The sequence below is a fragment of the Methylosinus sp. shoA genome (assembly GCF_059718125.1).
Genome location: NZ_AP046091.1, coordinates 1,882,633 through 1,907,635, shown reverse-complemented (window position 1 = coordinate 1,907,635; position 25,003 = coordinate 1,882,633). Strand labels below are relative to the sequence as shown.

26 protein-coding genes are annotated in these 25,003 nt (G+C 64.6%); 9 read left to right on the top strand and 17 right to left on the bottom strand.

The window, feature by feature from the left end:
• The first annotated feature begins 136 nt into the window (after window positions 1-136).
• Window positions 137-754, top strand: coding sequence for a helix-turn-helix domain-containing protein (locus tag AC6IW9_RS08555; RefSeq protein ID WP_497772475.1), 618 nt, complete (start codon window positions 137-139; stop codon window positions 752-754).
• A gap of 3 nt (window positions 755-757) precedes the next feature.
• Complete coding sequence (locus AC6IW9_RS08550) at window positions 758-2,020, top strand: MFS transporter (RefSeq protein ID WP_497771411.1); 1,263 nt, start codon at window positions 758-760, stop codon at window positions 2,018-2,020.
• Window positions 2,021-2,075: 55 nt separating this feature from the next.
• Here the strand turns inward: AC6IW9_RS08550 and bfr are convergent, their stop codons facing one another.
• Window positions 2,076-2,552: a bacterioferritin gene (gene bfr / locus AC6IW9_RS08545; protein WP_497771408.1), complete on the bottom strand. Its 477-nt coding sequence runs from the start codon at window positions 2,550-2,552 to the stop codon at window positions 2,076-2,078.
• Between the two features lie 33 nt (window positions 2,553-2,585).
• On the bottom strand, window positions 2,586-2,822 hold the full coding sequence (locus tag AC6IW9_RS08540) for a (2Fe-2S)-binding protein (RefSeq protein ID WP_497772474.1): 237 nt from the start codon (window positions 2,820-2,822) through the stop codon (window positions 2,586-2,588).
• Window positions 2,823-3,113: 291 nt separating this feature from the next.
• Between AC6IW9_RS08540 and AC6IW9_RS08535 the strand changes: the two genes are divergently transcribed.
• On the top strand, window positions 3,114-3,986 hold the full coding sequence (locus tag AC6IW9_RS08535; protein ID WP_497771405.1) for a patatin-like phospholipase family protein: 873 nt from the start codon (window positions 3,114-3,116) through the stop codon (window positions 3,984-3,986).
• On the opposite strand, the gene AC6IW9_RS08530 is transcribed toward AC6IW9_RS08535, so the two are convergent.
• Genes AC6IW9_RS08530 through AC6IW9_RS08520 form a run of 3 tightly spaced genes read right to left on the bottom strand, consistent with a single transcriptional unit; the run spans window position 3,971 to window position 5,856 of the window.
• Complete coding sequence (locus AC6IW9_RS08530) at window positions 3,971-4,411, bottom strand: nucleoside deaminase (RefSeq protein WP_497771402.1); 441 nt, start codon at window positions 4,409-4,411, stop codon at window positions 3,971-3,973. The genes AC6IW9_RS08535 and AC6IW9_RS08530 overlap by 16 nt on opposite strands.
• 15 nt (window positions 4,412-4,426) lie before the next feature.
• Window positions 4,427-4,852, bottom strand: a complete 426-nt coding sequence (locus AC6IW9_RS08525; protein ID WP_497771400.1) for a VOC family protein — start codon at window positions 4,850-4,852, stop codon at window positions 4,427-4,429.
• Window positions 4,849-5,856 (bottom strand): small ribosomal subunit Rsm22 family protein, encoded by a 1,008-nt coding sequence (locus tag AC6IW9_RS08520; RefSeq protein ID WP_497771398.1) that lies wholly within the window; start codon window positions 5,854-5,856, stop codon window positions 4,849-4,851. The genes AC6IW9_RS08525 and AC6IW9_RS08520 overlap by 4 nt, the downstream gene beginning before the upstream one ends.
• Window positions 5,857-6,005: 149 nt before the next feature.
• Between AC6IW9_RS08520 and leuC the strand changes: the two genes are divergently transcribed.
• From leuC to AC6IW9_RS08505, 3 genes are all read left to right on the top strand, one after another.
• The gene (leuC, locus tag AC6IW9_RS08515; RefSeq protein ID WP_497771395.1) at window positions 6,006-7,415 is read left to right on the top strand and encodes a 3-isopropylmalate dehydratase large subunit; all 1,410 of its coding nucleotides are present in this window, start codon (window positions 6,006-6,008) and stop codon (window positions 7,413-7,415) included.
• A 4-nt stretch (window positions 7,416-7,419) separates the two neighbouring features.
• Window positions 7,420-7,842 (top strand): metallopeptidase family protein, encoded by a 423-nt coding sequence (locus tag AC6IW9_RS08510; RefSeq protein WP_497771393.1) that lies wholly within the window; start codon window positions 7,420-7,422, stop codon window positions 7,840-7,842.
• Between the two features lie 398 nt (window positions 7,843-8,240).
• The gene (locus AC6IW9_RS08505) at window positions 8,241-8,819 is read left to right on the top strand and encodes a transglycosylase SLT domain-containing protein (protein WP_497771390.1); all 579 of its coding nucleotides are present in this window, start codon (window positions 8,241-8,243) and stop codon (window positions 8,817-8,819) included.
• 256 nt (window positions 8,820-9,075) lie between these two features.
• Here AC6IW9_RS08505 and prfB read toward each other — a convergent pair.
• Both prfB and AC6IW9_RS08495 read right to left on the bottom strand, forming a co-directional pair.
• Window positions 9,076-10,207, bottom strand: a protein-coding gene (gene prfB / locus AC6IW9_RS08500) for a peptide chain release factor 2 (protein WP_497771387.1) whose coding sequence is annotated in 2 segments (ribosomal slippage) — window positions 9,076-10,137 and window positions 10,139-10,207 — 1,131 coding nt in all. Because the reading frame shifts where the segments join, the coding sequence is not laid out codon by codon here.
• 198 nt (window positions 10,208-10,405) lie between these two features.
• Window positions 10,406-12,640, bottom strand: a complete 2,235-nt coding sequence (locus tag AC6IW9_RS08495; RefSeq protein WP_497771384.1) for a putative bifunctional diguanylate cyclase/phosphodiesterase — start codon at window positions 12,638-12,640, stop codon at window positions 10,406-10,408.
• On the opposite strand from AC6IW9_RS08495, the gene AC6IW9_RS08490 reads away from it, so the two are divergent.
• On the top strand, window positions 12,641-12,937 hold the full coding sequence (locus tag AC6IW9_RS08490; RefSeq protein WP_497771381.1) for a hypothetical protein: 297 nt from the start codon (window positions 12,641-12,643) through the stop codon (window positions 12,935-12,937).
• Between the two features lie 212 nt (window positions 12,938-13,149).
• On the opposite strand, the gene AC6IW9_RS08485 is transcribed toward AC6IW9_RS08490, so the two are convergent.
• The 5 genes from AC6IW9_RS08485 to AC6IW9_RS08465 all read right to left on the bottom strand — a co-directional run bounded on the left by AC6IW9_RS08485 (window position 13,150) and on the right by AC6IW9_RS08465 (window position 18,172).
• Window positions 13,150-14,748, bottom strand: coding sequence for a methyl-accepting chemotaxis protein (locus tag AC6IW9_RS08485; RefSeq protein WP_497771378.1), 1,599 nt, complete (start codon window positions 14,746-14,748; stop codon window positions 13,150-13,152).
• Between the two features lie 321 nt (window positions 14,749-15,069).
• On the bottom strand, window positions 15,070-15,357 hold the full coding sequence (locus AC6IW9_RS08480) for a hypothetical protein (protein WP_497771375.1): 288 nt from the start codon (window positions 15,355-15,357) through the stop codon (window positions 15,070-15,072).
• A 277-nt stretch (window positions 15,358-15,634) separates the two neighbouring features.
• A complete protein-coding gene (locus AC6IW9_RS08475) occupies window positions 15,635-15,967 on the bottom strand; it encodes a helix-turn-helix domain-containing protein (protein ID WP_497771372.1) in 333 nt (110 codons plus the stop codon).
• Window positions 15,968-16,234: 267 nt separating this feature from the next.
• Window positions 16,235-17,509 carry a KpsE/RkpR family capsule polysaccharide export protein gene (locus tag AC6IW9_RS08470; protein ID WP_497771369.1) on the bottom strand — a complete coding sequence of 425 codons (1,275 nt, stop codon included), beginning with the start codon at window positions 17,507-17,509 and terminating at the stop codon, window positions 16,235-16,237.
• Window positions 17,510-17,518: 9 nt separating this feature from the next.
• A complete protein-coding gene (locus AC6IW9_RS08465; protein WP_497771367.1) occupies window positions 17,519-18,172 on the bottom strand; it encodes an ABC transporter ATP-binding protein in 654 nt (217 codons plus the stop codon).
• 273 nt (window positions 18,173-18,445) lie between these two features.
• Between AC6IW9_RS08465 and AC6IW9_RS08460 the strand changes: the two genes are divergently transcribed.
• The gene (locus AC6IW9_RS08460; RefSeq protein WP_497771364.1) at window positions 18,446-20,644 is read left to right on the top strand and encodes a glycosyltransferase family 2 protein; all 2,199 of its coding nucleotides are present in this window, start codon (window positions 18,446-18,448) and stop codon (window positions 20,642-20,644) included.
• A gap of 14 nt (window positions 20,645-20,658) precedes the next feature.
• A complete protein-coding gene (locus AC6IW9_RS08455; protein WP_497771361.1) occupies window positions 20,659-22,107 on the top strand; it encodes a class I SAM-dependent methyltransferase in 1,449 nt (482 codons plus the stop codon).
• A gap of 196 nt (window positions 22,108-22,303) precedes the next feature.
• Here the strand turns inward: AC6IW9_RS08455 and coaA are convergent, their stop codons facing one another.
• Genes coaA through AC6IW9_RS08430 form a run of 5 tightly spaced genes read right to left on the bottom strand, consistent with a single transcriptional unit; the run spans window position 22,304 to window position 24,966 of the window.
• On the bottom strand, window positions 22,304-23,266 hold the full coding sequence (gene coaA / locus AC6IW9_RS08450) for a type I pantothenate kinase (RefSeq protein ID WP_497771358.1): 963 nt from the start codon (window positions 23,264-23,266) through the stop codon (window positions 22,304-22,306).
• The gene (locus AC6IW9_RS08445) at window positions 23,263-23,589 is read right to left on the bottom strand and encodes a phosphoribosyl-ATP diphosphatase (RefSeq protein WP_497771355.1); all 327 of its coding nucleotides are present in this window, start codon (window positions 23,587-23,589) and stop codon (window positions 23,263-23,265) included. The genes coaA and AC6IW9_RS08445 overlap by 4 nt, the downstream gene beginning before the upstream one ends.
• Window positions 23,586-24,359 (bottom strand): imidazole glycerol phosphate synthase subunit HisF, encoded by a 774-nt coding sequence (hisF, locus tag AC6IW9_RS08440; protein WP_497771352.1) that lies wholly within the window; start codon window positions 24,357-24,359, stop codon window positions 23,586-23,588. Before hisF ends, AC6IW9_RS08445 begins: the two co-directional genes overlap by 4 nt.
• Window positions 24,359-24,652, bottom strand: a complete 294-nt coding sequence (locus AC6IW9_RS08435) for a hypothetical protein (protein WP_497771349.1) — start codon at window positions 24,650-24,652, stop codon at window positions 24,359-24,361. The genes hisF and AC6IW9_RS08435 overlap by 1 nt, the downstream gene beginning before the upstream one ends.
• Window positions 24,649-24,966 (bottom strand): hypothetical protein, encoded by a 318-nt coding sequence (locus tag AC6IW9_RS08430; protein ID WP_497771347.1) that lies wholly within the window; start codon window positions 24,964-24,966, stop codon window positions 24,649-24,651. Before AC6IW9_RS08430 ends, AC6IW9_RS08435 begins: the two co-directional genes overlap by 4 nt.
• Between the last annotated feature and the right edge of the window lie 37 nt (window positions 24,967-25,003).

The window sequence follows — 25,003 nt, the reverse complement described above, 5'->3', positions numbered from 1 at the left end:
GTCTTCCCACCAGATTCTTGTTGCGTGACGATGACAGTCGCCCCGCCCACGGCGGCGGCCTCGGCCCGGCGTGAAATTCTCGTTCGATATTTCGAACGCCTTCGAATATCTTTCCGGTCCACTCGAGGAGACCCGCATGGGCGTCGAAGGCCGCGACAGGCAGAAAATTCTCGAGGCTGGAGCGCTGGCATTGACCGGGCAGCTCGGTGCGACTGTCCAGCGGCTGCGGAAGGCCTATAATTTATCACTGTCCGAGCTCTCGCAGCAGTCGGGAGTCGCCAAGTCGATCATCAGCCAGATCGAGCGCAACGAGACCAATCCGACGCTCGCGACGATCTGGCGCCTCGCCCAGGCGCTCGACGTATCGATCGAGCGCGTCCTCCAGACCACCGAGGACGAGCCCTTTTTGGAGAAGACGAGCAAATCCGATACGCCGATCCTCGTCTCCGACGACGGAAAATGCCGGTTGGCCATAATCGGCTGGATTAAAACCGTAGAATGGCTGCAATGCTATGAGTTCTCCGCCGATCCCGGCGGCATGCTGGAGTCGGAGGCGCATCAGCGCGGTTCGGTCGAGAGCCTGTCGTCGCGGGAGGGCGAGCTCGAGGTCGAGGTGGCCGGAGCGCGGGCCGTCGTGCGAGCGGGCGAAACCTTGCGCTATCGCTGCGACCGTCCGCATGTGATCCGCAACGTCGGCGCGACCACGGCTCAGGCGACGATGGTCGTCATTCTCAAAGCAGCGGCGATGGAGTGAATATTGTCGGAGACGCAAGGCCGCGACGCCGCGGCGACGATCGAGCATGCGGACGATCGCCACGCCGAGCTGCGCCTGTCCCTGTTGTTCGCGGCGATCTACGCCATCGTCGGCGTGCAGTTGCCGTTCTTCTCGATCTGGCTGTCCGGGCGCGGGCTCGACGCTCTGCAGATCGCCGCCATTCTCGCCGTGCAGCCGGTGATCCGCATCGGCTCGACCCTGGTCGCCTCGCGCCGTGCGGATCGGCGCGGCGATCACGGGCCGCTGCTCGTCGCCTGCGCCGCCGGCATCGCCGCCGGCTACGCCGTCACAGGTCTCTCCCACGGCTTTGCCGCCATTCTCTGCGCGGTCGCCATGGTCGCGCTCGCGCAGGGGCCGATCGCGCCGCTCGCCGACGGCATCAGCTTCGCCGAAGCGCGGCGTCGGCGCGAGGCCGGGCTGCCTCAGCTGCATTATTCCTGGGTGCGCGGCTGGGGGTCCGTGTCGATCCTCGTATTCCTCGCGGCGAGCGGGCCGATCGCCGGCGCGCTTCCGGCCGAGGACATCATCTGGCTGCTCACCGGCGTCGGCGCTCTCGCCTGTTTGTGGAGCCTCGCCGCGCTCATCGGGCTCGGCCGTGCGGCGCCGAGCTGCGCGCTGCGCCGCAGCGCTCCGATCGAACGGCCTGGCCTCGTCATCCTCCTCATCGCGGCGGCGACGCTCGTCCAGAGCTCGCATTCCATGGTCAACGCCTTCGGCGCGCTGCATTGGAAGCAGATGGGCCATAGCGACACTTTCGTCGCCTTCGCCTGGGTCGTCGCTCTGGCCACGGAGGTCGCGGCCTTTCTGATGGCGGGCCGCTGGTTCGGCGGCGAGGCGCGGGCCGTTTCCTTCCTCGTGGCCGGCGGAGTCGCCGCTGTGTTGCGATGGATGCTGATGTCCCTCGACCCGCCCCCCGCCGGAATCTTCTTCGCCCAGGCGCTGCACGGCGCCTCATGCGCGGCGGTTCAGATCGGGCCGGCCTATCTGCTGGCCGCGCTCGGCGGCAAGGAGCGTCAGGCGCAAGCGCAGGCATGGCTCGCCGCAGCGGTCGCCGGAGGCAATAGTCTGTTCACGCTGCTGTCGGGTCCGCTCTACGCTGCGACGGGCGAGCACGCCTATCTGGCCATGGCCGGTTTCGCTTTCGCCGGAACGCTGTTGTCGCTCGGCGTCGCCCGCCTCGCCGGCGACTGGCGCGCCGCGGGGCGCCTTCCCTCCGCGGAGCCCCAGCACAGCGGCGCCACCTAACATCGGCGTCCTCATTGCGAGCGAAGAAAGCGTCGGTCGCAGCAGCGACAGCGGATCAGGAGAGATCGCCGACGTGCTTTTGCGAATAGAGCTGGACGCCGAGCTGCTTGATCAGCTCGAGCTGCGTCTCCAGAAAGTCGATGTGACGCTCTTCGCTCTTCACGACGTCCTCGAACAGCAGCTTGGAGACGCGGTCCTGGATCGAGATCGCGTAATCGGCCGCCTCGAGATAGAGCGCCCGGGCGTCGACCTCGGTGGCGAGATCGAGACGGATGATCTCCTCGACCGACTGGCCGATGCGCAGCGGATCGAGGCTCTGCATGTTGGGAAAGCCTTCGAGGAACAGGATGCGATGCACGAAATGATCGGCGTGCTCCATCTCCTCGATGGATTCGGCGCGCCACTTCTTGCCGAGCTCCTTGAAGCCCCAATTGTCGAGGATGCGATAGTGCAGCCAATATTGGTTGATCGCGGTGAGCTCGGCGCGGACGCCACGATTCAGATATTCGATCAATTTCGCGTCGCCGCGCATGACAGCCCCTTTCCAATCGTCGTGCGGATCAAACTACGCCGCCAATTCGTCTGCGCGACAATTATCGCATTCGCCGGCGCCGCTGCAATGATCCGAGAGCGAGGACGCGTGCTGATCGACGATCGCGCTGATGTTTCGCGCGCATTTTCCGCAACGCGGCTCGCATCCCATGTGGCGAAAGACCGCTCCGACGCTCGGCCGATCCGATCTTCTTCCGAGGAGCTCGCGGACCTGCCCGTCCGAGAGCACGTTGCAAGAGCAGACGATCATCTCCGCACCTAGTTTGGAAAGGTTGTAAACTAGCTGTGATTTCAGTAGCTTACCCGACCGGTTCCAATTTTTCCAGCAGCTCGTTGTCGACATCCCGACATCGAGCCGCCGGAGTGCGGAGACGACGCAAATCGCACGCCACGGTCTCTCACCCATGCCTCATAATAAATACTGTGGAAAGATTCCAAAACAAGGCATGGGAGGGAGAGAAACGCCTACGCTCTGGCGGCTCCGCCCCGGACGCAGCGTCGGAGATTGCGCTTCGGCGAACTTTATTGTTGATCGTCTCCCATGGAACCAGGGACGGGAAACGCCTTCGGCTTCAGCGTCGCAGTAGCGCTCGGCGGCGGCGGAGCGCGCGGCCTCGCCCATATCGCCGTGCTGGAGGCGCTCGACGAATTGGGCGTGCGCCCCTGCGCCATCGCCGGCACGTCGATCGGCGCCATCGTCGGCGCCGCCTATGCGGCGGGCTTTTCCGGCGCCGAGCTGCGCGGCTATGCCGAAGAGCTGTTCCGCAACCGTATGCGCCTCGCGCGCCGGCTGCTGCGCTCGCGGGCCCGCCGGCGCGCGCGCACCTTCTCCGATTTCGCCCATCCGGCGCTCCTCGACGCCGAGCGTTTCCTCGACGCCTTCTGGCCGCAGGGGATTCCGCCGACCTTCGAGGAGCTGTCGATCCCTTTCCTCGCCGTCGCGACGGATTTCCGCCTGCGCCGCGAGGCGGTTCTCTCGTCGGGCCCGCTGTGGACGGCGGTCGCCGGCTCCATGGCGATACCGGGCCTCGTGCGGCCGGTCGCCTATGGCGACAGCTATCTCCTCGACGGCGGCCTCGTGAATCCGCTTCCCTATAATCATCTCGCCGGGCGCGCCGACATCATCGTCGCGGTCGACGTCTCGGGCTCGAGCAATGGGCGCGAGCGGGGCCGGCCCCCTTCCCCTTTCGAGACGATCATCGTCGCGAGCCAGATCATGATGAACGCCATCAGCGCGCGCATGCTCGCCGAGCAGCCGCCGGACGTGCTCGTCTCGCCGGCGGTCACCCAATATCTCGCGCTCGATCTGTTCAAGGCCAAGCATATCTTCGCCGCCGGCGACGCCTGCCGCGAGCAAGTGGCCGATGGTTTGCGCCGCGCGGCGGCGCGGCTTTCGCTTCAGCGCCTCGCCTGAAAAAAGGCGCGCAGCAGCTCGACCGCCTCGCGTTCGCGCAATCCGCCGTAGACCTCCGGCGCGTGATGGCAGGTCTTCTGCGAGAAGAACCGCGCGCCATGCTCGACGCCGCCCCCCTTGGGGTCCTCGGCGGCGAAATAGAGCCGGCGAATGCGCGCGAAGGAGATCGCCGCCGCGCACATGGCGCAGGGCTCGAGCGTGACATAGAGATCGCAATCCGCGAGCCGCTCGGTCCCGAGCGCCGCGCAGGCGGCGCGAATGGCGAGCATCTCCGCATGGGCGGTCGGATCGCGATCGCGCAGCGTGCGGTTGCCGGCGACCGCGATGATCGCGCCATTGCGCGCCACCGCCGCGCCGACGGGAACTTCCTCGGCCGCAAAGGCGGCGCGGGCGGCGTCGAAGGCGGCGGAGAGCGGGTCGGTCACGAGCGTCGTCGCGGCTCAGCTCGTCGGCGAGGCGTCGAGCGGCGCGTTGAAGATCCATCTGTGGCCGAAGGGATCGCGCAGCGCGGCATAGCGCGTGCCCCAGAAGGAATTGGTCGGCTGCGTCTCGATCTTGGCGCCGAGCTGGCCGGCGCGCGCGACGATCTCGTCGACGTCCTTGGCCTTCTCATATTCGAGGCTGATCGATACGGTCACCTGCTCGCCCGGCAGCGGCGTGCGGGCGTGGCCGAATTCGGGGAAAGCGTCGGCGAGCATCACCGAGCCGCCATTGATCGTGAGCTCGCAATGGGCGATGCGCAGCCCGTCGACCGACGGCATCAGCGCGCGCTGCTGCGCGCCGAAAGCGGCCGTGTAGAAGGCGATCGCGCCGGCGGCCGGCGTAACGGTGAGATAGGGAGCGACCCTCGGGCGCTGCATGGTCATGGCTCGGCCGGCCTTTCCTCCAGGACGAGCGCGTCGCCCCAGCCCTTTTTCTTTATAGGACCGAATCTGCGCTTATCGCGCTTTTCGAACACAGCTTCTTCGATTCCGGCCTTCGTGCAAAGCTTTATCCTTAACCCATGCTTGAGGGCCGCGGGCCGCGCGAGCGCCCGCGCCGCGGCGGGCCCGGCGGCGAGGCTTTCGCGCGCGGCGACGAGATAGGCGAATTTCTCGTCCTCGAAGGGCGCGTCCGCGCTTTTCGCCAGTCTGTGATCGCGCGAGCGGGCGAGCCGCACGGAGAAATGACACCAGTCGGGCGGCGCGATCGGACAGGGCGCCGCATGCGGGCAGGGCGCGAGAATGCGCGCGCCGGCCGCGACGAGCCGCGCACGCGCGGCCATCAGCCGGCGATAGTCGCGCGGCGTCCCCGGCTCGACGACGACCAGCGCGCCGCGGCACGCGGCCCAGGCGGCGTCGACGACCCCCGGAAGCGCGTCCTCGGCGATTTCGGTCAGCGCATAGCTCGCCACGACGAGATCGAAAGGCTCGAGCGCGGGCGGAGAGAGGAGATCGGCTTCGAGAAGCCGCGCCCGCGCGAGCGCGCCGACCCCGCTTGCGGCGAGCCGTCGCGCGGTCTCGAGAAAGGCGCGGCTGCGGTCGACGAGCGTGAAATCTTCGATTTCGGGCCACGCTTCGCTCGCGGCGAAGCTCGCGGTCCCGAGCCCGGCGCCGAGATCGAGCATGCGGCGCGGGCGAAATTCCGGCGCCTGCTCGGCGAGGCGGCCGAACGCGTCGATGGTCGCGGCATAGGTCGCCGGAAGCCGCGTCAACGCATAGGCGAGCGCGTCGGTCTCGTCCGCGATCGCCTGCGCCGTGCGGCCTTCCGCCCGATAGATCGCGGAGATGCGCGCGGCGCGCTCGGCCAGTTCTCGGCGCGAGCGGTCCTCCAGCAGGCGCGCGACGGCCGCCGAAACATCGGCCGGCGGCGGCGTCGAAAACCGTGTCACGTCGGTGAGCCTCCCGCTTCGGCGACGCCGAGATTAGATATTCCAAGCCGCCCGTGTTGCGGGTAGAACCGGACCCGACAATACGACGATTTCGCGAGAGGCCGGAACCGCTCAGGCGACCGCCTCTCGCGCCGCGAGGAAGAAGAACGATGACCGGACGCCCGCGCACCCTCTACGACAAGATATGGGACGATCATGTCGTCCATCGGCAGGAGGACGGGGCGTGCCTCATCTATATCGACCGCCATCTCATCCATGAGGTGACGAGCCCGCAGGCGTTCGAGGGGCTGCGCGTCGCCGGCCGCAAGCTGCGCTCGCCCGAGCGCACGCTCGCCGTCGTCGACCACAATGTGCCGACGACCGACCGCTCCAAGCCGATCGAGGATCCGGAGAGCAAGGCGCAGGTCGAGCAGCTCGCCGTGAACGCCGCCGAATTCGGCGTCGAATATTATAATGAGCACGATACTCGGCAGGGCGTCGTCCATATCGTCGGGCCCGAGCAGGGTTTCACGCTTCCCGGCTCGACCATCGTCTGCGGCGACAGCCATACCTCGACGCATGGCGCTTTCGGCGCGCTCGCCCATGGCATCGGCACGTCGGAGGTCGAGCATGTTCTGGCGACGCAGACGCTGATCCAGAAGAAGGCCGCCAATATGCTGGTGCGCGTCGAGGGCAAGCTCGCCGAAGGCGCGACCGCCAAGGACATCATCCTCGCCATCATCGGCGAGATCGGCACGGCCGGCGGCACCAGCCATGTGATCGAATATGCAGGCGAGGCGATCCGCGACCTTTCGATCGAAGGCCGCATGACCGTCTGCAACATGTCGATCGAAGGCGGCGCGCGCGCCGGCCTCGTCGCGCCGGACGAGAAGACCTACGACTATCTGCGCGGCCGGCCGAAGGCGCCGAAGGGCGAGGTCTTCGACGCGGCGCGCCGCTATTGGGACACGCTGCGCACCGACGAGGGCGCGCATTACGACCGCGAGATCGTGCTCGACGCGGCGAACCTGCCGCCGACCCTCACCTGGGGCACCTCGCCCGAGGATGTGATTCCGATCACCGGCGCGGTGCCGACGCCGGACAGCGCCGCCAATCCGGCCAAGCGCACGGCGATCGCGCGGGCGCTGGAGTATATGGGTTTGAAGGGCGGCGAGAAGGCGAGCGACATCGCCATCGACCGCGTGTTCATCGGCTCCTGCACCAATGGCCGCATCGAGGATTTGCGCGCCGCCGCGGCGATGATCGCGGGCAAGAGGATCAATGAGCGGGTCAACGCCATCGTCGTCCCCGGCTCCGGGCTCGTCAAGGCGCAGGCCGAGGCCGAGGGGCTCGACAGGATTTTCGTCGCCGCCGGCTTCGAATGGCGTGAGCCCGGCTGCTCCATGTGCCTCGCGATGAATCCGGATCGCCTCGCGCCCGGCGAGCGTTGCGCCTCGACCTCGAACCGCAATTTCGAGGGCCGCCAAGGCTTCAAGGGCCGCACGCATCTGATGTCGCCCGCCATGGCGGCGGCGGCGGCGGTCGCCGGCCATTTCGTCGACGTGCGCAACTGGAGATAGCGCCATGGCCCCGCTCGACGACAGCGCTCTCGCCCAGCTGCGGGCTCCCACGCTCGAGGACCTCGAGGTGCTGGCCGACGCCGCCTTCGCCTCGCTGCCGTCGCGCTTCACGCGCCTGTGCGAGGGGCTCGTGATCCATGTCGAGGATTTCCCCGACGAGGACGTGCTCGAGGAGATGGAGTGCGAGACGGAGTTCGATCTGTTGGGCCTCTTCCGCGGCCAGGGCCTCGCGCAACGCGAGGCCGTGTCGCGCACCGGCGAGCCGCCGAACATGATCTGGCTCTACCGCCGCCCGATCCTCGATTATTGGGCCGACGGCGAGGACACTCTGCAAGAGGTGATCACCCACGTCCTCGTGCATGAGATCGGCCATCATTTCGGCCTCTCGGACGAGGATATGGAGGAGATCGAGCAGCGCGCGGGGTGAGGACGGCTCTTTCGAGGCCGCGCAGAAGAAAGGAAGGGCGCTTCCTTCTCCCGCTCGCGGGAGAAGGTGGCCCGGCGCAAGCCGGGTCGGACGAGGGTTGCTGCGGTTCGCAGGAAATCAAGTCGACTCGAGCGAGCCGGCGTCGCTCTTTTTTCTTACATGCGGGCGCGTCATCGGCCCTCATCCGACCCCGCTTCGCGAGGCTGCCTTCTCCCACGAGTGGGGAGAAGGGGCCGCCCTTCCTCTCAAGATATCTATGTAATAGATTGAAGTTTATAGATAAAATAGGAAGATGTCGTCATGCGTGGCGACGCGCTGCGCCTCTTTCCTTTCGGCGATCGCCCCAGTCGACAATCGTCGGCTCGGCGGTTAGGGTTGCGCTGAAGGGAGGGCCCAGAATGAAACAAGCGATTCACGCGGCAGCGGCGCTCGGGATCGTCGCGCTCGCAGGCTGCAGCAGCGCGGTGCAGGACAGGGGATTCGTCGCCAAGGCGCCGGACGAGCCCGTTCCGCCGCCGGAGCCCATCACCCTCACGCCGCGCCAGAAGCTCGAGGCGAGCATAACGCGCAAGGCCATGGCCTACGACATTCCGGAATCTCTCATTCATGCGGCGGTGCGCCGCGAGAGCAATTACAATCCCGCCGCCAAGCACGGACCCTATTGGGGCCTGATGCAGATCAGCTATGCGACGGCGCGCGGCGTCGGCTACAACGGACCGGCCAAGGGCCTTCTCGACGCCGAGACCAATCTCAATTACGGCGTCGCTTATCTCGCCAACGCCTATCGTGTCGCCGAGGGCGATATTTCCCGCGCCATCAGGCTCTACTCGACGGGCTTTTACCACGAGGCGAAGCGCAAGGGCCTGCTCGGCAAGATACGCATGGCCGGGGACGCCGCGCCCAAGGCGTCCGAACAGCTCGCGACGATCGCCGACGCGGGAGCATCGGCCGAGAGCGCCGCTCCCTCCGCTCAGTGAGCATCGGACCTATTTGAACCGATACCCATCCCGCCGGCTATAGGTGACGCCGTAGAGAACGCCGTGTCGCCGACACGGGCGGAGGGTTGGGGCCGTCCTGCCACGTTCTGGGATGTCGCCGCCCGCGTATTCACTGGCGCACGCTCATGTGCGCGGGGCCGTCCTGCCACGTTCTGGGATGTCGCCGCCCGCGACATCCCTCGGCCCCGAAGTCCATGAGCCGTACGATGCGGAAGAAGGCGCCGCGCCGTCCGCCCTACTCCACGTCCTCCACCTTCTCCGGGCCGCCGCCGAGCACGCGCTGCGCGAGCGACGCCTGCATGAAGTCGTCGAGCTCGCCGTCCAGCACTTCCGAGGGCGTGCCGGAGGTGTGGCCGGTGCGCAGATCCTTCACCAGCTGATAGGGCTGCAGCACATAGCTGCGGATCTGATGACCCCAGCCGATGTCGGTCTTCGACGCCTCCATCGCATTGGCCTCCGCCTCGCGCTTCTCGAGCTCCATCTCGTAGAGCCGCGCGCGCAGCATGTTCCAGGCGGTGGCGCGGTTCTTGTGCTGCGACCGCTCCGCTTGGCAGGCGACGACGATGCCGGTCGGAATATGGGTGATGCGGATCGCCGAATCGGTCGTGTTGACGTGCTGTCCGCCCGCGCCCGAGGAACGATAAGTGTCGATGCGGCAGTCGGATTCGTTGACCTCGATGTCGATGCGGTCATCGACGACCGGATAGACCCAGACCGAGGCGAAGCTCGTGTGCCGCCGGGCGTTCGAATCGAAAGGCGAGATGCGCACGAGCCGATGCACGCCCGATTCGGTCTTGGCCCAGCCATGGGCGTTCCCGCCCTTGACGAGCAGCGTGCCCGATTTGATGCCCGCCTCTTCGCCGGCCGTCTCCTCGATCACCTCGACCTTGAATTTCTTGCGCTCGGCCCATCGGGCGTACATGCGGAACAGCATGCGCGCCCAATCGCAGCTCTCGGTGCCGCCGGCGCCCGAATGCACTTCGATGAAAGTGTCGTTGCCATCGGCCTCGCCCGAGAACAGCGCCTCGATCTGGCGCTCGCGCGCCTCTTTCAGCACCGCCTCGAGCTGGGCGACGCCTTCCTTCTCGGTGGCCTCGTCATTCTCCGATTCTCCGAGTTCGACGAGCGTCAGCGCGTCCTCGAGGTCGCGCTCGAGGCGCGTGATGGCGCCGAGCCGCCCCTCGAGCCCGGTGCGCTCGCGCATGATCTTCTGTGCAGCGTCGGCGTCGTTCCAGAGGGCCGGGTCCTCGACGCGGGCGTTCAGTTCGGCGAGACGGCGGGTCGCGGTCTCGACGTCAAAGATGCCTCCTCAGCAGTCCCATGGACTGCTCGATCTGCTCTTTCAGCGCTAGCGGCTCGGCGCGCATCTGGCCTCTCTATCGTTCGTCATCATCGGACGGCGAGCGTTGGCTCTCGCCTCGCCCATTCTTCCCGCGGCGTTGGGGCGTCGGTGATAAAGCATCGGACACAAAAGTTGAAGCCCCACGTCGAGACCGGGGCTCCAGCCTGGACGGCGGACATCGATCGCGATGGCGGTCCCGAAAGCCTCCGGCCGCGATCCCGGCTCACGCCGCAACGCGAACAGAAGAGAGCAAGACACGGACACGGTCGGCGGGCACCGCCGGGCTGAACAGGAAACCTTGCACCTCGGCCCGCGGCCATTCGTCCCTTACGAGTTGAAGCTGATAACTTTTCTCCACACCCTCCACGATCACGCGGAGACCCAGGTCGTGGCTCATTCGCAGCATGCCCCGCAGAAGGGTCAGAGAGCCGCCATTCGTCTCGGCCTCGCGCAGAAACGATCGGTCGATCTTGATACGATCGAGCGGGAAGTAGTTCAGGTAGCTCAAGCTCGAATAGCCGGTTCCGAAATCGTCGAGCGAGATCGTCACGCCCATCCGGCGCAATTGCTGGAGCGTCACCCTGACGCGCTCCTGATCCTGAACCAATGCGTTCTCGGTGATCTCGATCTCGAGCCTATCGGCGGACAAGCCGGATTCTCGCAGCGACCTTTCGACCGAGGAGATGATATCTCCTTGCTTGAATTGCAGCGCCGACACATTCACGGCGACTCTGATGTGGCTCGGCCACTTGGCGCACGCCTCGCATGCCTTGGCCATGATCAGTTCTCCGAATTCGGCGATGAGGCCCATTTCTTCGACGAGGGGAACGAATTCGGCGGGAGACGCCAGACGACGCCGGGGTCTGCGCCAGCGAGCAAGCGCTTCGAAGGCGGATATCTCACCGCTCACAGCTTGCAATATCGGTTGAAAATGGACGTCGAAAGCCCTCTCGCATAGAGCCTGCCGCAGTTCCTCCTCGACGGACCGGCGCGCCGCGATTTCCGCGTACATTTCGGACCGGAAAGAACGCCACGTGTTGCGGCCGGCGGCCTTCGCGCGATACAGCGCCGTATCGGCGTTGCGCAAAAGAGTTTCTTTGTCGATCCCCTTGCGGCCCGATTTGGAGACGCCGACGCTGGCGGTGACACGTATCTCGCGTTCGGCGAGCTGGAAGGGCTCTCGGAACGAGTGGACGATTCTCTCGGCGAGCGATTCGATCTGGTCTTGGCGCGAGACCTCTCTTTGAAGGACGACGAATTCGTCGCCGCCGAGACGCCCCACCCAGTCGACGTCGCGGACGATGGACCTCAGACGATCGGCGACGCGGCGCAAGAGTTCATCGCCCGAGCCGTGACCTTGCGTGTCGTTAATTTGTTTGAAGTGATCGAGGTCGATGAAATGGAGCGCGAACGGCACGCCGGGTTTCGTTCCGGCGAGCATCTTTTCGACCGCATCGCAGAGCCATCGCCTATTGGGAAGGCCTGTCAGCGGGTCGAACCAAGCCAAACGATGAATTGCGGCTTCGGCCTCGTGCTGCTCGGAGACGTCCTCCAAGAGGATCAGAGTTCCGCCGTCGACGATCGGATGGAAGGAAAATTCGAGGACACGTTCGGAATTCACTTCGAGGCGGAGCTCTTCTGTCTTCCGACTCGTCGAGAATGCGTCGAATGCCTCGCCGACCCGATCGGCGCGTTTCGAGGCGAGCGAACCGGACCGAACGGCGCGGCGCAACAGCTCCGGCAATGCCGTCCCCGCTTTGAGGTCACGGGGGGCGACGCCCAGCAACTCACCGAATTTCGCGTTTGCCACGAGGACGCGACGTCGGCGATTCAGCATGATCAGACCAAGAGGCATATTGCTGAGCGCTGCGTCGAATCGCTTCGCGAGAATGGAGGTTTGACGCTGCTCATGCTCCACGATCGCCTGTTGCTCGGCGATTCTTTGTTGCGCCTCCATGCGCTCGAGGATGATTTTGCGAAACTCGCTGTACGCACGTGCGAGATCGCCGATTTCGTCCGAACGATGCGTGCCCTCGATCGCCTGATCGGTATTCCCTTGGGCGAGATTGCGCAGGGCTCTGGTGATTTGTTCGAGTGGATAGGTGACCCACCCCCATACGGCGCCGACGCCGAACACGCATGCGAGCACCGTCGAAAGGGTCGTGAAGACGCCGTTCATCGCCGAATTCGTACGGATCCAGTCGATTTTCCAATTCGTGTATTCGGCCAGTTGCTCCTGAGCGTTGATCGCCGTTTGTCCGAGTGAATTCAGCCTTTCGATTTTGGCCCGCATCTCCGCCGCGAGCCGATCGAAATCCGCCATGAGTTCGTTGCCGAAATTGTCACGGCCGACCTGTTCCTCGGCCGCCTCCACCCCTAGACGCCACAGCGCCGGAATCTCCTTTTCTATTTCGTCTAGAGCCGTGACGCTGCGCGGACTGTCGAGCGCTTCGCTCAATTGTTTGGCGACGCCGATGTCGGACAGCAGTCTTGCTTTGATGTTTTCTGCGCTGGCGAGGGCGCCGGGCCGATCGCCCTGGTTACGCGTCGTCGCGAGATCGAACAGGAATCGCCGCATTTCAAAAAGGTCGATTTCGATCTCCTTCTGCGTGATCCCGAGCTTGGAGATCAAACCCGCCAAATTGCGCTGATAGTCGAAATTGGCGAGAGTCAATGTCCGCTCGGCCGACAATTGTCTCCAATTATAAGCGGCGCCGAAGACACATATGCAAATGATCGTGATGAAGATGAATAACGCCCAGCGAAAAAGGGATTTTGTGACGACATCGATTACGTGATAATTGCGATGTTGTTTGATCCGAGTGGCATCTATCGACATCTTCGGCTCTCTGGGAAGCAACGACTACCGGTCTCGATCCTCGGAATACCGACGCATGGGGGGTCGCGGTCGCTGCTCCACAGGATGATTTCGATATCGTTCCGGGTGTGGGCTCGACTTCAGAATTCTCACCCTTCTCGCGGCTCGGGAGGAGCCGCCGGCGCGACGGCGGCTCCGCGCGTGGAAGCGGCAATCATGGGAACGGCTCTTACCGGCGGTTCACGCGTCGGAATGCGCCGAACCGGTTCTTTGGTCGCTCCGTCGCTGATCTCGAACCGGCGGACCAGCTCCGCCATCTGTTCGCCCTCCTGCGCCAGGGAACGGGCGGAAGCGGTGAGTTCTTCCGACATTGCGGCGTTTTGCTGTATTGCATGATCGAGCTGTCTCACAGCCTCGTCGAGCTGCTGAAGCCCCATCGATTGCTCCTGCGCGCCGCCCGCGATGCTGGCTATCGCCCCATCGATCGCCGTCACTTCGGCCTCGATCCGCCCCAAAGCCTCGCCAGTCCGAATCACCAGATCGACGCCCTCGCCGACATGCGCGGACGACGCCGAAATGAGCGCTTTGATCTCCTTGGCGGCGCCGGCCGAACGTTGGGCCAGCGCCCTCACCTCCGAGGCGACGACCGCAAAGCCGCGTCCGGCCTCTCCTGCTCTCGCGGCCTCGACGCCCGCATTGAGCGCGAGAAGGTTGGTCTGGAACGCGATCTCGTCGATCACATTGATGATCTGGTTTATCTGCCGCGACGAGTCCTCGATCTTGTGCATCGCCGCCACGGCCTGCTGAACGATGGCGCCTCCGCTTTCCGCGGCGCTCTTGGCTGTCGCGACAATGGTCTGCGCACGACCCGAATCCTCGGCGGTCTTCCTCACCGTCGTCGTGATCTCACTCAGGGCGGCGGCCGTTTCTTCGAGATTTGCGGCCTGCTTCTCATTGCGCCGCGAGAGATCCGACGAAGCCGTCGAGATTTCCTTGGAGCCGGTGTGTATTCCCTCGGCGCTCGACGAGACGCGCTTCATGGTCGCGTCGAGGTGCTCGAGCACGGCGTTGAAGTCCGTTTGCAGTCGATGATAACTCTCAGGCAAGTCTTCCCGCATTCGGAATGCGAGATCCTTGGCGGCGAGCCGACTCAACGCGGCGCCGAATGTCGCCGCGACGAATTTTCTCTCTTGTTCCTTGGTCTTCGCTTCTCCATGCACCCGCGCCTGTTCGACGGCCTCGATGTAGACAGAAATGACGAGGTCCATGTCCAACATCAACGCCTTCATCAGAGCGCCGAGTCCGTCCACGACCCTTTCGGATCGTTTTTTTCGCAGACTGAACCAACCGTCCGGGCGCCATTCATCGATGAGAGCCTTGATCAGATGTTCGATGACGAGCGCGTAGCCGCCGATGAACCAGCGCGGTTCGAGGCCGATACGCGCGTGCGTCTCGCCTACGGATTGCACCTTTGCGGCGTAATGCTCGTCGAATTTCCCTGCGGTGAGCGACGCCCAATGTCCGATCTGTGCGCTCTTTGCGCGCGACATGTGGGATTCGTCTCGGAACAGGTTCGCCAAGTGTGGAGACATGCCGACCTTTGCATAGAATTTGTCGAGAGCGGCGGGAAGCTCGCGATCGATGACCGGCTTCAAGGCTCGAATGGCGTCGCATTCGGCCGCCCCCAAGGTCAGGAACTCCAAGCGATCCGCGAGCATGTGAGCATTGCTGGAAGGCGACTCGCTCATTCGTCCCCCTATCGGCCTTGGTCCAAATTCATAATCCGCGACGGCAGCTTTCCGGCCTCGGTCAAGCCGGACGTCTGCGACAAGTCGACGCATGCGCACGACAATTGCACGCGAAAAGTTGAAAGTTAGTTTACCGATCTATTTTGCTTCGGTAAACTATTTACTGGCTTTCGCCTTCGATCGTTCGCACGCAGGCGGTTCGGGGCTTTGGATTTCGGGATTGACGACGCCCCTCGCGCGACGAGGCCGCCCAGCCAGCAAATGAGCGCCGACCATCGGCGCGATCGCCCCTGCGACTTTGACGAAACAGAACGGCCGCCTTCAGCTCTTGTGTAACAAACTGCACATATTCGAAATTTTAAACCCTCGATCTGGATCGAATTCGATCAGATTGACGCTCAAGCTGCAAACGAGACGGCGCCGCAATTCATGAACTTTATCCATTATATCGATAACTTCAGGCGGCTCTTCGAGCATGGCGATGATGATCATCTTCAGCTCGTGGCCGTCGATATAAGTGTCCTGATGACGCATGAGATAGCTGAGGATTATCGAATCGATGTCGCTGAGGCCTGCTTCAGTCGTCAAGCCCTCGACGACCTTCCTCATCCCATCGTCTACGCACAATATGCACGATTTTGCCATACTCCCCTCGTCCACTTCGAATTGCTTCCTCTACTGGACATATGTGGGCCCATGGCCGATTTCGGGGACGCATAAGGGTGACAAAACGCCGCGCACGGAGAATGCCCCGACATTATAACATGACGTGTTTTCACATTATACAAGAAGTGTGCTCGATGAGGCGTCGTCGGCTATGCTTGCCGGGCGGATCCGATGGCGACTGGAAGGACATGCGCCCTCCGCCGCCGGGCGGCGCAACAGTTCAATTCGAAGACGCGACGGCTTCGAGCACGCGCAGAACCCGCTTGAGTTCGGCTTCTGAAAGTCCTGCTAGATGGATGACGATTTCGCCGTACACCCCGCGCCGAAGCGATCCGTTGGGCAAGTCCGGCGTGAACAACTCGGCGGGATCCACGTCCAGAGCATGCGCCAATCGTTCGATCACCGGAAATCGCGCGCCGCTCGTGCCGCTCTCGATTTTTCCGACCATGTCGGGGCTGAGATTCGCGGCCTTGGCGAGAGCTTCCTGCGTCATGCCGCGCCGCCGCCGGTGAGTCGCGACGAGTAGTCCGAATCGTTTCCGTAAGTCGGCCATTCAAAAACCTCCGGAGCCGACTGATACGGGGAACCCGCAGAGCTCGACAGTGACGGCAGTTACGGAAGGAGAAAAAAATTGTAAGTAACTATGGAACCTCACGCAATTTCAAAATTATAAAGCATAGCCAGTGTTGGTACAAATAACGCATCCGACGGCGGCGCGCACTTTCGGCATGACGCCGAATCGCCGAGCCGTGGCGACGTTCGCGGTCGGCGGCCCCGCTCACGAAGCGGAGAGAGGCGCCCTCGGCGGCGCGCGAAAGGCTCAAGCCATGTGATTGCGCACGAAGGTGATGAGCCCCACCAAGCTGCCCCAGAGCGCCAGCGCTCCGACGAAAATCAAACCGATATAGAGAACGCGCCGGGGATAGCGCGGCGCCTGTGGCGTCGCGGGCCATTCGATGACTTGCAGATAAAGCATCTTTCTCGCGCTCAGCTGGCGCGCGGCGTCGAGCGCCGCGGTCGCCGCCTGGTAGCGCGCTTCGGCGATCTTGTGCTCGAGGTCGAGACTGGCGAATTTCGTCATCTTGCCCGACAGGGTGCGCTGCGCGAGCGCGGCGACGCCCCTGCTTTCCTGCGCCGTCATCTGCGCCCTGCGCTCGGCGACCTGGCTCTCCAGCGCCTCGATGCGCCGCCGCATCACGCGCAGCTGCGGAGCCGACTCCTCGAGGTAGTGGCTGCGGATCTGATATTCCTTCTGCGCCGCCAGCAGTTCGCTCTCGAGGCCCGACAGAACGTCGGTCTGCGACTTGCTCGCGAGATCGACGTTGATCAGGCCTTCGTCGTTGCGCGCCCGCTCCAGTTCGAGCCAGGCCGTCTTCAGACGATCCACGGCGAGGGCGACGTCCTGCTCCGACGCTCTGACGGTGTCCTCGCGCATGCGCTCGTTGAGATTGTTGATCAGTTCGTCGCAGTCGTCGATGACGGCGTCGGCAATCCGTCGCGCGTCCTCGGGCGAGAAGGCGCGCACTCGGAGAGTGACGATACCGGAGGGAACGCCCATCTTCGCCTCGGCCATTTTCGCCCAATAGTCGACGAAGGTCTCGATCGACTTGCTCGCGTCGAACCGCGCCCACCGATCGATGGACGGCGCGCTGTAGACCGCACGCAGACCGACCTGTCGCTCGAGCTGCTCGACCAGCGTGCGGCTCTCGAGGAAATTGGTGATGATCAGCGTGTCCTGCATGATCATCATCATCGGCAACTCGATCGCGCCGCCTCCGTCGGGCCGCGGCGTCTCGGAGCCGCTCACCGTGAATCTGGCCTCCGCGACATATTGATCGGAGGCGATGAAGCCGTAATAGACGACGCTCAGGACATTCGGGACGGCGACCAGAACGACGAACAGGGCCACGAAGACGATGCGCAACGCGCGCGCCCCGCGGCGCGCGGCGAAGCTGCTGTCCTTGTAGGCGCCGCGCACGCGCGCGGAGAAGCGGGCGCGCCGCGCCGCGTCCGCGAGGAACCGCGAAACGGCTTCCGCCCGCTCCATGGGATTGGGCGAGCGCAGTTCCGGCGGCTTCGGCGCGTCGTCGTTCATGTCGTCCCGCTATCTGTTCATCCGATTATAGAACTCGGCGGCCTTGCCGACCGTGTCGAACATCAGCAGCTGCCCATCGACCAGCACGCCCGCCCGGTCGCAATATCGCGCCACGGAGTGCATGGAATGCGACACGAAGATCACGCTCGTGTTCTTGCGTCGCTCCGCGAACACTTCCGCGCAGCGCTTCTGAAAGCGCGCATCGCCGACGCCGGTGATCTCGTCGATCAGAAAGACGTCGAAATCGATGGCCATCGACATTCCGAAATTGAGCTTCGCCGCCATGCCGGTGGAATAGGTCCTGACCGGCGCGTCGAGATAGTCCCCGAGCTCCGCGAAATCCTCGACGAAGGCGGCCGCCTTGCGCGGGTCGGCGCCATAGACGCGCGCGACGAAGTGTACGTTCTCCCTCCCCGTCAGCTGCGGATGCACCCCGCCCGCGAAGCCCAGCGGCCAAGACACGCGAACGGTCCGGATCACCCGACCCGAGTTCGGCAGCTGAGTGCCGGCGATGACTTTCAGCGTGGTCGATTTTCCCGCGCCGTTGACGCCGAGGATCCCGTAGGAATAGCTCGTGTCGAAGACCGTCGACACATGGTCGAGGACGACCTTGGTATGCCTCTCCGTCCTGAAGAATTTGAAGACCTTGTTCAACTGGATCATTGTTGAAGTTCGGCTCCGATCAATCCCCCCAGACGCGCGGAACGAGGCCTTATACCTCCCGCTTTCCATTTCGTCCATGTCGGACGCGCCCGGCGTCGGGACAATCGGGTGAAGGCTCCCCGGCATGAGGGCGAGGACTCTGGTCCTTCACTCGATTGCCCTGCGCCCGGCGTCTGGCTTATTCGCCGCGCCTCGCGTATAGAAGCGTCGACTTGCCGACCGACGGGGAGCCGGAACGGCGCGACGCATCCGAGGGCGATTGGAAACCCGGCCTTGCTGTTCAGATTTCCCTGCGTGAGACATGCGGGCTTGCGAAGACTCGGATGGGAGCGATGGCGGGCGATCGACGCCGATCCGCAATTCATATTCGCGCCCTGGCTCGTCGGCGCCGCTTTCCTCGTGTTCGAGATCGATAATGCCGATCGTGACCTCGATCCGCGCGTCTTCCTCGATTATGGCGAGGATTTCGAGCGCGGCGAGGAGATCGAGCTGCGGCAGACGCGCGAGGGCGTCTATGTCGTCGCCGTGAGAAGCTTCGGCCGCGTGCGGCGCGTGCGCTTCGACCCCTCCTCCTTCCCCTCGCGCTTCGCCTTCCGCGCCTTCGCCGCGCGCGATGAGAAATCCGTCCGAGCGTTCGTCGGGCGCAAGCTGCGCGAGGCGGCGATGAGCGGACGCGCGGCTCCCCGCTGCGAGGTCGTGGCGCGCGCCGGCGCCGGCAATCTCGCCGCCCTCGGCCCGCGCGCGACGAAGATTCGCGGCGTTCCCCAGCATTTCGATCAGGTGATCGCCATGGCGAGCAGCCGCTATGGCCACGCGGAGCCCTGGGCCGGAGAGCGTCCGCTGATCTCCTTCCTCACGCCCGTGTATAACACGAAGGCGTTCTATCTCGACCAGCTGCTCGATTCGTTCCGCCTCCAGCGGCCCGGCGCCGCCGAGCTGATCCTCTCCGACGACGGCTCGACGGCGACGGAAACCGTCGCCTGGCTCGATCGTCACGCCGGCGATCCGCGGCTGAAAATCCTGCGGGCCGCGGCCAATGGCGGGATCGCCGCCGCGACCAACGCCGCTCTGTCCGCCGCGTCCGGCGAATGGGCCGCCTTCATCGACCATGACGACGCGCTCACGCCTTTCGCCGTGGACGCGGTCGTCGAGACGATCGAGCAGAACCCCGACGCGCAATGCGTCTATACGGACGAGCTCGTCACCGACGGCCGACTGCGCCCGAAATCCTATGTGCTGAAGCCGGCCTTCGACCCGGTGCTGCTGTCCGGCGTCAATTACGTCAATCATCTCTCGCTCTTTCGCCGCGCCCGCCTCATGGAGCTCGGCGGCCTGCGGCCAGGTTTCGACGGATCGCAGGATTATGACCTGCTGCTGCGCTATGTCCGCGGCCTCTCGCCCGACGCGATCGTCCATCTCCCCTATCCGGCCTATCTCTGGCGGCGCGACGGGTCGAGCTATTCGGCGAATTTCCTCGGCCGCGCGACGGAGAACGCGCGCCGCGCGCTCGCCGAGAATTATGCGGAGAACGGGGCGCCGGCGCGCGTGGAGCCGGCGCTCGACGCCAATCTCCATCGCGTGCGCCTCGGTCCTCCGGGCGACGACTGGCCGCTGATATCGGTCGTCGTGCCGAACAAGGACGCCTTCCCGCTGATCTCGCGGCTCATGGGCGATCTGACGCGCAAGACGGATTATCCGGCGCTCGAGATCATCGTCGTCGACAATGGCAGCACCGATCCGCGCGTCCTCGCGCTCTATGAGGAGATGCGCAGGACCCATCCGGCGTTTCGCGCCGACATCGTCGAGGCGCCGTTCAACTTCTCTCGTCAAGTCAATCGCGGCATGCGCGCCGCGCGCGGCGATTGCGTGCTGCTGCTCAACAACGACATCGAGGTGATCGACGCCGGCTGGCTGAAGGAGATGGCGTCGTGCCTCTCTTATCCCTCGGCCGGGGTCGTCGGCGCGCGCCTGCTCTATCCCAACGGCTCGCTGCAGCACGCGGGCGTCATCGTCGGACTGGGCTCGGTCGCCGGACACTGGTTCTGCGGCATGCCGGGGGATTATCCCGGGCCGATGGCGCGGCTGAAGGTCCGTCAATCCTTGGCCGCGGCGACCGGCGCCTGCCTGCTGATCTCGCGGCCCTGCTTCGAGGCGGTCGGAGAGATGGACGAAGAGGCTTTCGCCATCGCCTATAACGACATCGATTTCTGCCTGCGCGCGGGCCGCGCGGGCTATCGAACCGTCTGGACGCCGTTCGCGACGCTCTATCATCACGAATCGGCGAGCCGCGGCAGCGACGAGACGAAGGCCAATATCGACCGCTTCAAGCGCGAGCAGGAGGCGCTGCGCGCCAAATACGGGCTGCTCGATTATGACGATCCCGCGTTCAATCCCTGGTACAGCCGCGACAACGCCGCGCCTCGCCTGACGCTTCCCGCGCGGCTGCCGCAGCCGCGCCGCTTCCGGAGCTGAGCCGGGAGTCGAGCATGTGGTTCAAACCAAAGCGCCCGGAAGAGTTCATCGGCTATGTGGACGGGAGGAGCGCCCGCAGCGTCGCGGGATGGGTCTACGACCGTTCGCGGCCGAGCGCGCGCTTGCATGTCGAAATCTGCTCCGCCGGCGCCGTCGTCGGCGTCGTCCGCGCCGATGCGCCACGCGCCGATCTGGTCGAAGCCGGGATCGGCGACGGCCGCTACGGGTTCCGTTTCGAGCTGTCGCAAGGCGTGCCGGAAGAGACTCTCGCCGCGCGTGTGAAAGACGGCGAATTCTGGCTCGTGAATAAAGCCGCCACGAAGGGCGCCGGCGCGCAGCTGATGAACGCGCCGGGCCGCGGGCTGCCTCTGCTGGAGCCGACCCTGTCCCTGCGCATGGCCGACGAGCGCGACGTCGAAATCGCCGAACGGCTGCAGCGCGAATGGCGGGCGCGCGTCGGCGAATGGAAAACACGCGGCCTCGGCGGCGGCGGCGCCATGTGGACGACCATCGTCGCCGATCGCCATCGCCGGCTGCTCCGCCTGCTCGGCGGCCGCGATCCGCGCGCGCTCGCCGTCTATCTCGTCGACGTGCAGAAGACGTCGGCGGCCGAAGGCCTCGAGCAGGGCAAACGCGCCTATCGCGATTTTCGCGCCGCGACGCCGAAGGGGCGCCGGGCGGCGGTCGCGCCCTATCACGACATGCTGGCCTCGCTCGCGCAATATATGGGGCTGGCGCACGCCGAATGCGCCGAGCAGAATTTCATGGGCGAGACGCTGTTCGCCGCCTCGCGCGCGCTCGCGGCCGACATCGAGAGCGCGCTCGGCTTCGACATTGCGCCGCCGAATGTGTTCGACGGATTATTCGGGCTCGCCGTCGGCGACCGCGTGCTCGACGGGCGCGACATTCAAGCGCTCTACGCGGCGCTGCGCCTCATCGAGTCGAGCGGCCTCTCCGCGCCGCGCGTCTGCGAGATCGGCGGCGGCTTCGGCAAGGTGGCGCGCTATGCGCTGATGCGCGGCGCGCGCCGTTATGCGATCGTCGATCTGCCGACGGTCTCGGCGATGCAATATTTCTTTCTCAGTCGCGCGCTGCCCGAGACGCGCGTCGCCTTCCGCCATCCGGCCGACGAGCCCGGCGAGTCGGGAGTGGAGCTCGTCTTCGCGCCGCTCGTCGACGCGAGCGCGAAGCTCGCCGCCGACATCGTCGTGAATTGCGATTCTTTTCCCGAGATGGGCGATGCGGTGTGCCGCTCCTATTTCGGCAGGATCGGCGGCTGGGCGCCGCTGCTGCTCAGCATCAATCAGGAAGCCAATCGCAAGGTCGGCGATTCCGGCGAGCGGCAGTCGGTGGTCGGCGAACTGCTGCCGGAATTCGGTTTCGTGCGGCGCTATCGCTTCCGCAGCTGGATACGCCGCGGCTATGTCGAGGAATTGTGGAGCGCGCCGACGCCCGCGATTTGAAATCGTGAACGCAAAACAATCCGCGCGGCGAGCGTCTCGAAGGATGCTCCAGAGGACGCCGCGGCGCGACCCTTCGAGACGCTCGCTGCGCATGCGCTCGACCGTCATCGCGAGCGGAGCGAAGCGATCCAGAGTCGTGGGGCGGCTCTGGATGGCTTCGTCGCTGCGCTCCTCGCAATGACGGGCGGAGGTCGCATCACAGCTTGCGCAACGCCACTTCCTCTATGCGGTGATCTGCGCCCTTGGTCAGCACCAGGCTCGCGCGCGGGCGCGTCGGCGAGATGTTGCGGCGGAGATTTTCGAGATTGATGCGCGTCCAAATGTCCTTGGCGACGCGCACCGTCTCCGCGTCGTCGAAATCGGCGTATTTCTTGAAATAAGAGCGCGGATCGCGGAAAGCCGTCTCGCGCAGGCGGCGGAAGCGGTCCACATACCATTGCTCGAGCACGTCCTCCTCGGCGTGCAGATAGACCGAGAAATCGAAGAAGTCCGACACGAAGGGAATTTCGCGTCCGTCGCGCGGCCGGCTGGCGAGCAAGACGTTGACGCCCTCGACGATGAGAATGTCGGGACGATCGACATAGAAGAATTCGCCGGGCACGACGTCATAGGTCAAATGCGAATAGACGGGCGCGGCGACATTGCGCTGGCCGGCCTTCACGTCGGAAAGGAAGCGAAGCAGGGCGCGATTATCGTAGCTCTCGGGAAAGCCCTTCTTGTCCATCAAGCCGTCGCGCTCGAGCACGGCGTTGGGATAGAGGAAGCCGTCCGTGGTGACGAGTTCGACTTTGGGCGTATTGGGCCAGCGTGACAGCAGGGCCTTGAGAATGCGCGCGGTGGTGGATTTGCCCACCGCCACCGAACCGGCGACGCCGATGATATAGGGCATCTTGCCGTCCTCGGCGCCGAGGAAGCGCTGAGTGGCTTTGAACAGCCCTTGTGTCGCCGCGACATAGAGCGCGAGCAGACGCGAGAGCGGCAGATAGATCTCGATGACTTCTTCGAGCGAGATCGGATCGTCGAGCGATTTGAGCCGGGTCAGATCGTCGAGCGTCAGCGTCAGCGGCGTATCGGCGCGCAGGCTCGCCCATTCGGCGCGGGTGAAGCGCCGATAGGGCGAGAGAACGGCGGCGGCCGGGACATGAGCCTCGGCGTTCATTTCTTTGCTCCGCGCGACGCTTTCTCTTCGAGGCCGGACTGGCCGGTGCGTCGCTCGAGTTCGGCGAGCACCTCCTCGAGCCCGACGCCGCCGGCCACGAGCAGCACCAGCAGATGATAGAACATGTCGGCGGCTTCCGACGTCAAGGCGCGCTTGTCGCCCTGCATGGCGGCGACCACAGTTTCGATCGCCTCCTCGCCGAATTTTTTGGCGATGCGTGGCGTTCCCGCCTCGAACAGGGTCTTCGTATAGGACTGCGCCGCCTCGGCGCTCCGCTTTGATTTGATGATCCGCTCGAGATCGGCGAGGGAAAACCCGCTCATGCGGCGCCCGAGACGTCGAGACGCATCGCAATTCCCGCTTTCGCCATATGGAGCTTCGCCTCTTCGATGGTGAACTCGCCGAAATGAAAGATAGACGCCGCCAGAACGGCGGAAGCATGGCCGTCGCGCACGCCTTCGACCAGATGGTCGAGCGTTCCGACGCCTCCCGAGGCGATGACAGGCACGTCGACGGCGTCGGCCACCGTGCGAGTGAGCGCGATGTCGAAGCCGCTCCTGGCGCCATCGCGGTCCATCGAGGTGAGCAGAATCTCGCCCGCGCCGAGGCCCGTCACCTCTTTCGCATATTCGACCGCGTCTATGCCGGTCGGGCGGCGCCCGCCATGGGTGAAGATCTCCCAATGGTCGCCGACCTTTTTCGCGTCTATGGCGACGACGACGCATTGCGAGCCGAATTTTTCCGCCGCCCGGCGCACGAACTGCCGGTCGGCGACGGCGGCCGAATTGATCGAGGCCTTGTCGGCGCCGGCGAGCAGCAGATTGCGGATGTCGTCCTCGGCGCGCACGCCGCCGCCGACGGTGAGCGGCATGAAGCAGGCTTCCGCCGTGCGCCGCACCACATCGAGCATGACGCCGCGATTCTCGTGGCTCGCGGTGATGTCGAGGAAGCAGAGCTCGTCGGCGCCCGCGGCGTCATAGGCGATGGCGCATTCGACCGGATCGCCGGCGTCGCGCAGATCGACGAAATTGACGCCCTTGACGACGCGGCCTTCCTTGACGTCGAGGCAGGGGATGAGGCGGGATTTCAGCATCAGGCGGCCGATGATTCCGGCGATCGAGGGCGGTTGATGAAATCCCATATGATCCGCGGAAGCCAGCCGCCCTTCTTCGTCGTCTCGATCTCCGTGACGATGAAACGCACCTCCGGCAACACTTTTTCTCTGATCTGCGCTGCGAGCCAACGCGCGTCGCGCTCGGACGAGATGCAGAAGGTGTTGTCGAACACTGCGTACCAGTTGGTGATCTCCGCAATCCGATCCAGCTGTCTGGACACGCGGTCACGCGGAGCTTTCGAACTGTCGTAAACCAGGAGAAAAGCGTTCATTGTTGCTCTCCTTCGCTCGGATCCACTTCGATCACATTCGGAAGCTCCGAGCCCTCTCCCTCGATCTTTTGAGGCAAACCGCTCTTGCCTCGCGATTCGATCCGCAGCTCGTGCTGTCGCACGACGAACTCTTCGGATTGAAGGCGATCTGGGCTCTTCAGCATAAAGAAGAAATGCGATACGGAAAACACGAGCGTCGGGACCAGCGAAAAGAAGGCGAAAACATATTTCAAAATCGGATCGTTCTGGAACAGATAGGCCGCCGTCACGAACGTGGACGTTCCGACGATCATGAACCACAGGACATGGTTCATGACATTTCGAACTCGCACGACGCTGGCGCGGGAGGTC